The organism is Desulfosporosinus meridiei DSM 13257 (genome assembly GCF_000231385.2).
In the GTDB taxonomy this organism is placed as follows: domain Bacteria; phylum Bacillota; class Desulfitobacteriia; order Desulfitobacteriales; family Desulfitobacteriaceae; genus Desulfosporosinus; species Desulfosporosinus meridiei.
Window position 1 is genome coordinate 4,248,017 of the sequence record NC_018515.1, and the last position, 12,819, is coordinate 4,260,835.

The following is a 12,819-nucleotide window of genomic DNA, read 5'->3' on the forward strand; positions in this document are numbered from 1 at the left end:
TCATCTCCTCCCATAGGCTCGGCTTAGAATTTGAACCACATGAGAAACCTTTTGCTTCATGTCGTGCTGAGCGACCCCATCTCGGAAATGAACCATACAGCCCGGACAACTCGTCGCCAGGGTAGTGGCCTGAGTGTCTGTGACGTTCTTTAGTTTCCCTTCATTAATCCGCTGGGAGAGTTCATAGAAGCTTAGGCTAAAGGAGCCGCCAAAGCCACAACAGGCATCCGCATCCTGCATTTCTACGTATTTCAGCCCGGGAATCTTCTGGAGAATTTCCCTGGGTTCTTTTTTTACACCCATACTGCGGGCCAAATGACAAGGATCATGATAGGTCACAGTTTCCGTGACTTTTTGTTTAGGAGCCTTCAACTTGATATCCTTACTCAGGAATTCGTTAATATCTTTAGCCTTCTCAGCGAGTTTTTTAATCTTTTCCTGAAGATCAGGGGAAGCATCGGCAAAGAGCTTAGGATACTCTTCTTTGAAAGCCACGGCACAACTGGGGCAGACAAAGACTAAGGCGTCCATCTCCAAGGCACTGTAGGTCTCAATATTTTTGAGGGCCATGGACTTGGCATGTTCTAAATCTCCACTGACAATACTGGGAATCCCACAACAAACATCCTCTTTAGCCAGCTTCACCTCAACCCGGTTTTCTCCCAAGACGTGGAGCAGGGCTTCACCCAGGTCAGTCTCCGTGTAGTTTACAACACACCCGGGGTAGAAACCGACTTTCTTCACCGGCTTCGCCACTGATTTCGGCTCAGCAATCTCGGCAAAGGATTTGCCGGAGAACTTGGGAATCACCCGCTCTTGAGGCAGCCCGAAGGAATTGAAGGTTAAGCGGGATGTGGTCCCCTTCTCTGAATCTTTCAACGCCAATTTTCCAAAGGTCGTGGCCAATTTACTGACCATGGGCAAAGTCTTCGGTTTGGTTAACATGGAGAAGACCAAATCCTTCTTCCAGCCTACCCCTTTCTTAGCTACCGCATTTTGGCGAAGCTTCCAGAGCATTTCCGGGGTTGCCATCTGGACAGGGCAGGCAGTATGACACTTCTGACAGCCAATACAGAGGGATAGTCCATTTTCTTCGGATTTGCCTAAGTCACCGTGAAAAGCGGCAAAGACCAGGCCCCGTCCGCCCAAATACTTATACCCGTACTTGCCGCCCACTTCCTGATAGACGGGACAAAAGTTCAAGCAGCTGCCGCAATTAATACAATAAAGGGATTCTTTAAACCCTACCTTAATAGCGTCCTGACGGCCATTTTTCAATAAAACGATATGGACTTCTCTGGGACCCTGCCCCTGGGAAAACTCCTCCAAATCAGGATCCAAGGATTCACTGACTCCCGAGATCACGGAAACATAGGTGCCAATGTCCTGACCCACGCCGTACACAGCGGCGGCCCGGACAACTTGCAGGGCATCTTCCAAGGTGGGGACGATTTTCTCCACCCCGGCAATGACAATGTGCACTTTAGGCATCATGGAAACCGCCCGAATATTCCCCTCATTCTCAGTGACGAAGACACTCCCCGTATCTGCTGAAATCGCGTTGGCCCCGGAGATCCCCACATCCGCTTTGACCAGAAAATCCCGCAGTCCCTTACGGGCGGAAACCACCAGGGCCTCAGGAGTACATTCCAACTCTTTGCCCTCTTCTTCGGAAAAGAGCTTGGTGATTTTTTCAATGGGAATATGAATAGCCGGAGCCAGGGAGTGACTGGCTTCGCTTTTGGCCAGTTGATTAATTCGATCTCCCAGATCCGTCTCCACGACAGTCACTCCCTGGTCCTCCAGGTAATGAGAAATATTAATTTCCTTTCCGGCATTGGACTTGGACTTAACCACCAAGCCCTCCTTAGGAATCAGACCGGCTATATACCTCTGAGCATCTTCCGAAGTTTCCGCCAGATAGACCTTACACCCTTTAGCCTCTAAGGACTGTTGGGCTTTAGCGATGACTTCATCTAAGTGGTCGATACTGTATTCCTTAATCCGGCGCAAACGATTGGAAAGCTCAGGATAATTAGGAACCATTTTTAACATAGCCGGACGAATAGCATCAAAAGCCCGAAATCTTCCTTTGCGGGACTCCATGTCCCGGAGTCCTTCGGTAACCTTGGTTTTGACAATTTTATGGGTATGATCTCCCACTGGTATACATCTCCCTCTACGGTTTACTGGTCGGACCGATAAGCTTAAGTGAATAACCCTCCCCAGAGAATAATCCCCTCTCCTCGAATAAAAGAGGGGCTTTTTGATTTTTCAACGAAACAGATCCTATCAATTTGACTTGTAGAGGATTAAAAGCTTTCGAGTTTCCATAGAATCTTCTTAAATTGAAAAGCTTTTCGAATTTCCCCGGAACTTCCCTAATAAATAAGATGAACCCTAACATCCTAATTAATAAGACATGAACCTTACCATTAAGTCTAAGCTCCTGCCTTGGCCCCGCCCAAATAAGCTTCCATAACCCGTGGATTCTTGGCAACCTCATCTGCTTTGCCATGGAGCACAATCTTTCCCGTTTCTAAAACATAGGCATAGTTAGCAATCTTCAAGGCCTGACGAACGTTCTGCTCAACGAGAAGAATGGTGGTTCCTTCCTGATTAATCTCTCGAATGACATTAAAGATATCTGCCACCACCAGAGGAGCCAGGCCCATAGAAGGTTCATCCAGCAAGAGGAGCTTAGGTCTGGCCATGAGGGCCCGGCCGATGGCCAGCATTTGCTGTTGCCCTCCGGAAAGAGTTCCTCCCAGCTGTTGTTTGCGTTCCTCCAGAATAGGAAAACGCTTAAAGACCTTCTCAAAATCCTTTTGAACCTCTTTATCTTTCCTCTGATAGGCTCCCATTTCTAGATTCTCCAGGACTGTCATCCCGGCTAAAATATTCCGCCCCTCGGGGACTAAGGAAATTCCCAAATTGACAATTTTATGAGGAGCAAACCCTCGGATTTCCTGACCCAAAAACTTAATCTGACCGGCCTGAGGTTTGAGAAGCCCAACCAGAGATTTCATCGTAGTTGTCTTCCCTGCCCCATTGGCTCCGATCAGGGAAACAATCGAGCCTTCAGGAACATCAATATTTATCCCTTTGATGGCTTGAATACTACCGTAACTTGTGGACAAACCGCTAATGTTCAGCATCTCTAGTCCTCCTCCCGGCCCAAATAGGCTTCAATGACTAATGGGTTCTGCTGAATCTCTGCCGGCGTGCCTTCAGCAATCTTTTGTCCAAAATTGATCACCATCAGGCGATCACAGACGTTCATTACCAGGTTCATATCATGTTCAATCAGGATCACTGTCTTGCCCATGGTTTGGATTTTCTTAATCAGCAGACGCAAGTCTTCCGTTTCACTCTCATTCATCCCTGCCGCCGGCTCATCGAGCAGAATTAACTCCGGTTCAGTGGCCAGAGCCCTGGCAATCTCTAGACGGCGTTGCTGTCCATAGGGCAAGGAGCTGGCGGGAGCGTCGATATCCTCTTCAATTCCCACTAACTTCAGGAGTTCTTGGGCCCGTTCTCTGGTCCTCTTCTCTTCTTTGCGTTGGGCAGGAGTGTGCCATAACCCTCTCCAGACCCCGGACTTGGTCCGGCAATGAGCCCCGACCATGACATTTTCCAAAGGACTTAAATGACCAAAAAGCCGGATATTCTGAAAGGTTCGGGCTAAGCCCAGCTCAGTAACCTTATAGGGGCGCAAGCCTAAGATGTTTTTCTCTTTATAAGTGATACTCCCCTCTGTAGGAGGGAAAATCCCGGTAATCAAGTTAAAGAGGGTAGTCTTGCCTGCCCCGTTGGGGCCGATAATTCCCACGATTTCCCCCTCATTGACTTTAAAGCTGACATTGCTTAAGGCAGCCAAGCCGCCAAAGCTTTTACTCACTTGGTCAAGGACTAATTTCATTGCTTACTCCCCCTTCCAAGCTTACCCTTCCAATAACGAACCGTCTCCTCACTGATCAGACCCTGAGGCCGAAAGGCCATCATCGTAACTAAAAGAGCTCCATAAATCATCAGCCGATAATTGGAGGCCGAACGCAATACTTCTGGGAGCAAGGTCAGGATTAGGGCTCCAACGATAGGGCCAATAACCAGGTCACTCCCCCCTAAGACAGCGTAAAGCAGAATTTCAACCGTACGGTGGTAAGCAAAGTCCTTTGGCCCGATGAAAAAGGTCAGGTGAGCGGATAATCCACCGGCAATCCCGGCAATCAACGCTCCTAAGGCAAAGGCCAGCAGCTTGTAGTAGGTGGTATTAATCCCCATGGCTTCCGCAGCCGACTCATCGGCTTTAATAGCGGCAAAAGCCCGACCGACTCTGGAGCGATTAAGTCTGATACAGAAGAAAATCAGAAAAGCCAGAACCAGGAGTAAAATAACCAAAACCAGCAAGGTACTTACTTGCTGAGCGGAAAATCCTCCGAACTTGGACATACCGAAAGAAGACAAGATTTTACCGATCTTTGTTCCCAGAGTGGGGATGCCGGAGATCCCTAATGCTCCATTGGTTATTTTTAAATTCAAGACAATAACCCGGACAACCTCGCCAAAGCCCAAGGTGGCTATGGCTAGATAAATCCCCGTCAGCCGCAAAGCCGGAAAACCAATAATTATCGAAATGAAACTGGCGGCCAGGCCACCGAGTGGAATAGCCAAATAAACGGGCAGACCTGTTTTAACGGTCAAAATAGCACAAGTATAAGCTCCAATACTCATAAAACCGGCATTACCCAGAGATAACTGGCCGGTGGATAAGGTCAAATAAATACTCACGCCCAGAATCGCATTTACCATAACGAATACAGCAATTTGCAGATAATATTGATTCAGTAAAATAGCCATCTAAAAACGTCCCCCTTGTCGTTTGCCAAAAAGTCCTTGAGGACGAATAAACAGAATGAGAATAATCATACCGAAGGCCACTGCATCTCGATAGGAAGATGCTCCGTATGCCACTGTGAATACCTCCGCGATCCCCAAAATCAGACCGCCGAGCATGGCTCCCGTGATATTACCCATACCACCCAGGATCAGAACCGCCAGACCCTTCAGACCCATAGATAAGCCCATGGTGGGTTCCACCGCATTGAAGGAGAGACCTACCAGTACACCCGCAACTCCTCCTAAGCCTGAAGCCAGAGCAACGGTTAAAAAGATAATCCGGTTAGTGTTAATCCCCAGGAGGTTAGCTGTCTCAATATTCTCAGCTGTGGTGCGAATAGCTTTGCCTACCCGAGTTTTAGCCAGCCAGAAACGGAGAATAAACATCAAACCAAAGGATATGCCCAGAATAATAATTTGCACCAGAGTAATCCGGATGGGACCCAGCTCAAATTGAACTGCGGCTAATTCCGTAGGAAAGGCTTGGGATTGAGGCCCGAAGAGATTCAAGGCCAGACTTTCCAGAAAGATTGATACCCCAATGGTACTAATCAAAGGTGCCAGGTGGGAAACAGCCCTGCGTCTCAAAGGACGCAAGGCCAGCATTTCCATTAAACAACCCAGCAACGCACTGGCCAGCATAGCTCCGGCCATAGCCACGAAAATATTTACTTTTAGATAAGTCACCAGGTACAGCCCGACAAAAGCCCCGATCATAAATATTTCTCCATGAGCCATATTGATGATATTCAGAACTCCCATAATCAGGGTGTATCCTAAAGCGACCAGTGAGTAGGTACTACCCAGAGTTAAGCCATTGACCAATTGTTGCCAGAACAAAAACCTTCACTCCCAATAATTATTTGAGTTCCGTAAACTGTCCATCCTTAATAATCAAAACAGTAGCATTCATGACGGGTTCACGTTTTTCATCAAAGGCGAACTTGCCGGTTACACCTTGGAAGTCTTTGATGTTTGCAATGCTATCCCGCAGCTTTTGACGATCTGTGGTTGAGCCGGCTTTCTCCAAAGCACTGGCAAACATATATAAGGCATCATAGGATTGGGCCGCAAACTGATCAGGGATTTTATTGTTGTATTTAGCTTTGTAGTCAGCAATAAACTTTTGTACCTTGTCATCTTGCTTACCGGGGAACCAAGGGCTGGCCACGATGGCACCATCAGCAGCTGCTCCGGCAATTTTGATCAGCTCAGGGGAGTTAAAACCATTCGTTCCCACAAAAGGAACAGTGATGCCGATTTCTCTGGCTTTCTTCAAGACCAGGGAGGCTTCCTGATAGAGACTGGATACCATAACCGCATCCGGCTTTAAGGCAGCAATCTTCGTCAACTGGGCGGAGTAATCCGTATCTTTATCCGCAAAGGTTTCGGTAGCAACGATTTCTACACCATTCTTCTTAAGAGTGCTCTCAATGGTCTTATATCCGGACACTGCCCAGTCATTATTGTTAGAGTACATGACGGCAACTTTTTTCAAGTTATAAGTAGAGATTGCTTTCTCCACTGCCTGGGGAACCGCTAAAAACTCCGGTAAAGCATTCCGGAAGACGAAATTACCCAGAGCCGGGATCCCTTCCGCTGTGGTTGAAGTTCCCATGATCGGAACTCCTGCTTGGTCAGCAATCGGGCCGGCGGCAAACATCTCTCCGCTGAGGGTAGGTCCGATGATGCCGACAACATTATCTTTATTGATTAATTTATTGGCAGCATTAATCGCTTCTGTCTTTTCTCCCCGGGAATCCTCATAAATCAGTTCAACTTTAAGCTTGCCTTGAGCATTAATCTCTCCCGCAGCCAGATCCAGACCTTCTTTAATGGCTTGGCCATAGGCAGCCCCGCCACCGGTCAGATAAGAGATAACCCCGATTTTAGCGGCCTCTCCGCCTTGTGAGCCAGAATTTGCAGCGGGAGCAGCTCCCCCTCCGCAGCCTGCTGTGGTTAACAGCAGTGCACCAATGGTCATACCACTAAACCATTTTATAAGTCCTTTTTTCATTGTGATCATAACACCTTCCTTAAATAATAATGTGTTTTATAATAGATTTAGTTATTCGGCATATTTTATGGAATACCTGCTTGAAAATAAAAAAAATCCGTGAAAATTGTATACTCTGTACAATTTTCACAGATGTTGCTTCACTGCTTTGCTATATAACCGATCGGTTACTATATATTCCTTAGCTATCGGACAAACCTTTGCGAGGCTGCTTCACACCATTTGCGAGATTCAATGCTTTTTCCCATGTTTTTTCCGTTTCATACTTGAAAAACTCATACAAAGAATCCAGTTCCTCTATTTCATCATACTTCTGAAGGCACTGGTAATACAGACGCTTATCTTCATCATACACGATGAGAGGCGGATGATTATGAATCATGAGATAGTAATTCATCAGTGTTCTGCCAACTCGTCCATTTCCATCGGCGAAAGGATGAATGTACTCAAACCTAGCATGAAGATAAGCCGCAGCTTTTAAAACATCCTTTCCCCTATACTCATTTACTTCTGCAATAAGCTCCAGTAGATCACTTTCCACATTTTCCACAGAAGATCCGACTTCATGAACGCCGGTTACATAATCATGTTTTTTAAATTCTCCCGGACGCTCCTCATTTGTAATATACCTACCCAGGTCATATGTCCCACTAGTAAGAACCTTATGAATCTCCTTAACCAGCTCTAGGCTAGGAGGTTCAAGTTTCGCAATTTTCTCTTTTAAAAATTCATAAGCCAACTTTTGGTTTTGTTGTTCAAATAACCCTCGAGGACTCCCCGTAAAGTTTGTAACACTTCCATTTTCAAAGATTTCTCGAGTATCATGATAAGTAATTTCTTCATTCTCTATTTTACCCGAATGGAAGGCAAACAGGATGCGGAAGCTGTCTAGGTATTTATCTAAATCAGCGGCAGATACAATTCTGTAAGACTGCCATAGTCCAACCACTCTGCTGTAATTGTTCAAGTTGATCCACCCTTCATATAATATCTCGCCTTTATTATACCACATTTTGGTAAGAATCAGTATGATAATCACCTGGAAAATCAGTTCGCCAAATTCGGTGAAGTACCAGTCCGAAGATCGAAAACCTCGTCTAAAGTAAAATACCATTTTACTTTAGACGAGGTACTTATTCTCTCGATTACACTTCACTTGACCGAAAAATTGTTAGAGACTCTTTAAAAACGGACGAGAATAGAATTTCCACAATCATAAAAGGTAAGCCTTGAAAATTCAGGCTTACCTTTTATGATTTTTGTATTAATTTAACATGATTAAATATAATTCAATTTGTGTTGATTACCCTACTTTTGCTTGGAAGCTCTTACAGCATGCCAAATGCTGGCTGCAAGCCCGCCCCAAATTATGATAATTCCAACTAACATCATTACAATAGCACTAGTACTCATATTTATCAGCTCCTTAGTATGGGGGATGGGTCTGGGGTCGCTTGGGTCAGGCAGCTTCTCCCACATCCGTGAACTCAACACTCCGAGGCTCGCCCACATGCTTTCCCGGGAGCTACGCCAAACCTCAGGGTAATACCTGAAGTGAACCGTGGCTTCGCATCCCCGCGAAAGCTTTGTGGGCTTTACCGCCTCTCCGTGTGATTCGTTCACTCCTGTTGGGAGAAGCTGCCTTCCTAACACGCCAAAGATTCCACGAAGCCTTACCCGATTTCCCTAAAGTCGGCTTACACTCGAAGCCGCCCTGTCTTTCGGGTCTTTTATTTCAAGCGTGTTTTTGTGGCTTTATTCTTCAGACTCCTCTGGCATTTCCAGACCATTTTTCCACTTCAGAGAGGCTAGGATAAAGCCGAAAATAATCGCGGCTAGGGCCACTCCCCAACCGGAATAAATTAAAAATGCGGTGGGGTAATCCTCATAATTTTTTTGCAAGTTATCGATAAGGTTTAGAACGAACATGTAGCCTAATACTCCCGGTGTGACTACACCTAAGCAGATTTTCCACCATAAACCGGTGCGTAAGTCTGAGGTAAGATTAGCGTGCTCTTGAAACGGCTTTAAGTTCCTTACAATCCAGGAGATCGTAATAACCGAGACAAGACCTGCTAAGGCAATGCCAAAGGTGTTAATAAAGTAGTCGACAGCATCAAGAAAGAACAATCCTCCTTGAGTTGCAAACAAAATCGAAATTAAAGCAGACAGACCGCCGCCAACCATAACAGCCTTTGTCCGCGACACATCAAATTTATCTTGGATTGCAGAAACAAAGGTCTCTACAATCGAGATTAAGGACGATAGGCCTGCAAATACCAAGGAACCGAAGAATAACACTCCAAACAAACCATTAAAACCGGGGAAGGAGTTTAAGATCTCCGGAAATACCACAAAGGCTAAACCGATACCGGCAGTTGCTACATCTTCAATGGGAAGATTGGCTTGTTTAGCCAAAAATCCTAAGGTAGCAAAAACACCAAAGCCGGCTAAAAGCTCAACGCCGGAATTACTAAAAGCAGCGATAAAGGCATTGTTGTTAATGTCAGCACTTTTCGGCAAATAACTGGAATAAGTTATCATAATTGCAAAGGCAATTGATAAGCTGAAGAAAATTTGCCCGTAGGCAGCGACCCAAACTCTCGGAGAAGCAATCTTACTCCAATCCGGTTTAAAGAAGGCTTCGAGACCTATAGAAGCACCTTCTAAGGTCAGGGCGCGAATAACAATGATTAAAAACATAATAACCAGGGTGGGTATAAAGATGCGATTTGCCTTTTCAATTCCTTGTTTAACACCCTTAAACAAAATTGCTAAACTAATTACCCAGACAAGTACTAACGGAATAAAGACTCCGGGTACAACCGAGCCCACGGACCCGACGGAGGCACCATTAACAAGATCTACTCGCCTTAAGTAATTACTCATTAAGAAGCCACCGGGGTCGTTCCCCCATTGCAGGCTTACAGCAAAATATGTATAAGCCATGGCCCAAGCGATAATAACTGCGTAATAGGTAGAAATCACGAAGGCTATGCTTACTTGCCACCAACCGATCCACTCAGTTTTCTTATTCATTCGCGCGAAGGATAAGGGCGCAGAGCCCCGATATTTGTGACCCATTGTAAATTCCATAATCAGCAGCGGGATACCCGCAGTTAACAGCGCAAATAAGTAGGGTATGAAAAATGCGCCTCCACCATTATCATAAGCTACATAAGGAAAACGCCAAATATTTCCCAGTCCGACAGCGGACCCCACAGCAGCCAAAATAAAACCAGCCCTAGTCCCCCATTGTTCACGGCCTTCCACTATTTTATCACCTTTTCTGTTTTTATTAGTATTTGTCATACCATTGGATTTTAACCACAAAAAATAAGGCCCCTTCTCCTCGAAACAAGCCTCAAAGTTGTTCCTACTTATGATCTACTCATCTTAAAATCTTTATCTCTCCTTCCGACAATTCCTTTAATTTGGGAGATGTTTCTTTATTTAGTTCAAGAGTCAACAAGATAACATTATACCAGTTTAGGGGGATCAAGTCACCTCTATTCTCCACTGTTGTTATTTATTACTTAAAAGCTGTGCAGCATTATCGTCGATTATGACGAGTGTTATTCCTATGTAAGTCACCGTGTTCGGAAATGCACCCTGCAAAAACACTATTTGCAGCGAAAAAAACAGCACTGGGATTAACCAGTGCCTTTCAGAGTGCTCTGTTTCATAAACATCAAGTTACAATGATATAAATTTTTATGCCCTACACAGCGCGTTTAGTGAACTCGTTCAGCTAAAGCTGAACATCGGGTTTCGGTAGGGGATTCTACCCCCACCGAAGCGGAAATCGGAACACCCACTTATAGAAGTGGGACTCTCTGAATTAATCAAAGATAAGAACCGATCCTTCTTCTGCAGATGTGTCTAATAGCATCTTTTCCTAGACAGTAAATTTTGCAGCCAATCTAACCAGATGATCCGAACTCTCCTTTGTTACATCAGCCTGCTTTAAGACTTCATCAGAGTTCTCTAAGACAGTAATACTTTTCTGCGCAATATTCGTCGTACCTTCAGCCCCTTGATTGGCAGCGATAGCAATTTCCTCGATGACTTTGGCCATCTCCTGAATTGAAGCGCTAAGTTCTTCTGAGGTGGCACTAAAGTCATTGACAAGCTCATTTACAAACTCAGCATCCTTGTAATATTGCTCTCCCGTATCCACCATAATCTGGTAATCATTTACAACCTGCTTGTTAATGAACTCTAGGACATTAGCTGAGCTTGCCGATAAATTTTCTACAGAGGAAACTACTTGCTTCGTGACTACTTGTATCTCATTAACAGCTGTCTTCGAGTTCTCGGCTAATTTTCTTATTTCTTCCGCAACAACTGAAAAACCTCTGCCCGCTTCCCCTGCTCTAGCAGCCTCGATGGCAGCATTCAAAGCCAGCAAGTTGGTCTGGGCTGTAATTTGCAATATCGAATCGGATAGAACATTAATCTGCTCGACGGCTTTTGATTCCTCGATTGCTTTGATCAGCTTCTCCTGAGACGAGCGATAGATAGTTTCTGCACTACTCCGGGACAAGATTGCGTTCTGCTTAAGCTCACTGGCTCTTCGGTTGATTTCCCCTGCTGATACTGCTCCCTGTTGTGCTTTTATGGCAATTGAGCTAACGGCATTCTCAATCTCAGCGGCGGTAGCACTCATTTCTTCACTTGAAGCAGCAGTCTCTTGCATGCCGGCGGACAGTTCCTGAGTGGTGGAAGACACTTCTTCAATCTGGTGGGTTAGTTCAGTGATAGCTTGTCGAGACGCAATTACTGCACTTTCAACATTACGGGATTCATTAATTACTTCTTTGACAACTGATCTAACTGATTCCTGCATTGTTTCAATCGCTTTGGCAAGTACCCCTAGCTCATCCTTCCTTGTTATGAGTTCTTTAGGAGACTCATGGGTGAAATCCCCGCTAGCAATCACTCCTAAGTGTTCCGCGGCAACCATAATTGGAGTGGAAATAAGTCTAGCTACAAAGTAGCCCGCTCCCAATCCTACGACTAAAATCAAGACCGATAATATAAAAAGGGAATTACCCATGGTTAGTATTCCGGACATGACTTCTTCCTTAGGAGCAGCCACCGCCAAGGACCAGTCTAGCCCTTCTACCGGCGCAAAACCGAGATATTTAATCTCCCCATTATATTCATATTCACCAACCCCTGTTTTTCCTTCAGTCATCTGTTGTTCCAGGAGGGCCAAAGCCTCTAGCTTCGGATTTTGCTTCACATTTTCCAGATCATTATCCATATTAATAACAAGTTCTTGGTTACTATGGGCAATCTTCGTCCCTTTCTCATTGATCATAAAAGCTCTGCCTGTCTTGCCAAAGGTAACATCATTAGAAAGTTTGCTTAAGTCATTACCATCCTTTAAGGCAGCCAAAACCCCAACGATTGCACCGTCCTGTTTTATAGGAACTGCATAGACAATAATTAAAGATCCGTCATCTTTACTTATAATTGGTTCGGAAATCGCCTTATTTCCGGTTATGGCCTTTTGGAAATAGTCCCTGTCCTTAATACTGAGCTCTTTTCCAGTCGTCATATTTGCCGATCCATTAAGATCAGCAATCAACATCGAAATATAGCCATTTCTTTTGGTCTCCTCGAGGAGAATTTTACTTTTATCCTCCCAAGGGTTACTGACGTCCTTAATCCGGTCTTGATTAGCTAGAACATCAAGACTTCCCAGTAAAGCATTCATCCTTTCGGAGACAACCTTCGCACCTTGACCCGCAACCTGAGGAAGAGTTTCGTTGACTTGAGTTGTAAGAGCCTTAGCCGCGGTTATGTATGAAGCAAGTCCCAAAGTTATACAAACTGCCAATAAAAGAACCCCGATATAAACCATCATTCTTATCTTTATACTTTTCATAGCTTTA

The 12,819-nt window shown here is 45.1% G+C and carries 10 protein-coding genes; all 10 read right to left on the minus strand.

Going from position 1 to position 12,819, the window contains the following annotated elements:
* The 10 genes from DESMER_RS19655 to DESMER_RS19695 all read right to left on the minus strand — a co-directional run bounded on the left by DESMER_RS19655 (position 1) and on the right by DESMER_RS19695 (position 12,812).
* Positions 1-2,163 (minus strand): LUD domain-containing protein, encoded by a 2,163-nt coding sequence (locus DESMER_RS19655; RefSeq protein ID WP_014904820.1) that lies wholly within the window; start codon positions 2,161-2,163, stop codon positions 1-3.
* Positions 2,164-2,441: 278 nt separating this feature from the next.
* Entirely contained in the window at positions 2,442-3,158 is a 717-nt protein-coding gene (locus DESMER_RS19660; RefSeq protein ID WP_014904821.1) for an ABC transporter ATP-binding protein, read from the minus strand.
* 2 nt (positions 3,159-3,160) lie between these two features.
* Complete coding sequence (locus DESMER_RS19665; protein WP_014904822.1) at positions 3,161-3,922, minus strand: ABC transporter ATP-binding protein; 762 nt, start codon at positions 3,920-3,922, stop codon at positions 3,161-3,163.
* A complete protein-coding gene (locus DESMER_RS19670) occupies positions 3,919-4,860 on the minus strand; it encodes a branched-chain amino acid ABC transporter permease (RefSeq protein ID WP_014904823.1) in 942 nt (313 codons plus the stop codon). Before DESMER_RS19670 ends, DESMER_RS19665 begins: the two co-directional genes overlap by 4 nt.
* A complete protein-coding gene (locus DESMER_RS19675) occupies positions 4,861-5,739 on the minus strand; it encodes a branched-chain amino acid ABC transporter permease (protein WP_014904824.1) in 879 nt (292 codons plus the stop codon).
* Positions 5,740-5,758: 19 nt separating this feature from the next.
* Positions 5,759-6,916 (minus strand): ABC transporter substrate-binding protein, encoded by a 1,158-nt coding sequence (locus tag DESMER_RS19680; protein WP_242831011.1) that lies wholly within the window; start codon positions 6,914-6,916, stop codon positions 5,759-5,761.
* Positions 6,917-7,097: 181 nt separating this feature from the next.
* A complete protein-coding gene (locus DESMER_RS19685) occupies positions 7,098-7,883 on the minus strand; it encodes a Fic family protein (RefSeq protein WP_085931669.1) in 786 nt (261 codons plus the stop codon).
* A gap of 341 nt (positions 7,884-8,224) precedes the next feature.
* Positions 8,225-8,329 (minus strand): methionine/alanine import family NSS transporter small subunit, encoded by a 105-nt coding sequence (locus DESMER_RS23275; RefSeq protein ID WP_014904827.1) that lies wholly within the window; start codon positions 8,327-8,329, stop codon positions 8,225-8,227.
* A gap of 342 nt (positions 8,330-8,671) precedes the next feature.
* Positions 8,672-10,228 (minus strand): sodium-dependent transporter, encoded by a 1,557-nt coding sequence (locus tag DESMER_RS19690; protein ID WP_427854288.1) that lies wholly within the window; start codon positions 10,226-10,228, stop codon positions 8,672-8,674.
* Between the two features lie 586 nt (positions 10,229-10,814).
* Complete coding sequence (locus DESMER_RS19695) at positions 10,815-12,812, minus strand: methyl-accepting chemotaxis protein (RefSeq protein WP_014904829.1); 1,998 nt, start codon at positions 12,810-12,812, stop codon at positions 10,815-10,817.
* Positions 12,813-12,819 lie beyond the last annotated feature (7 nt).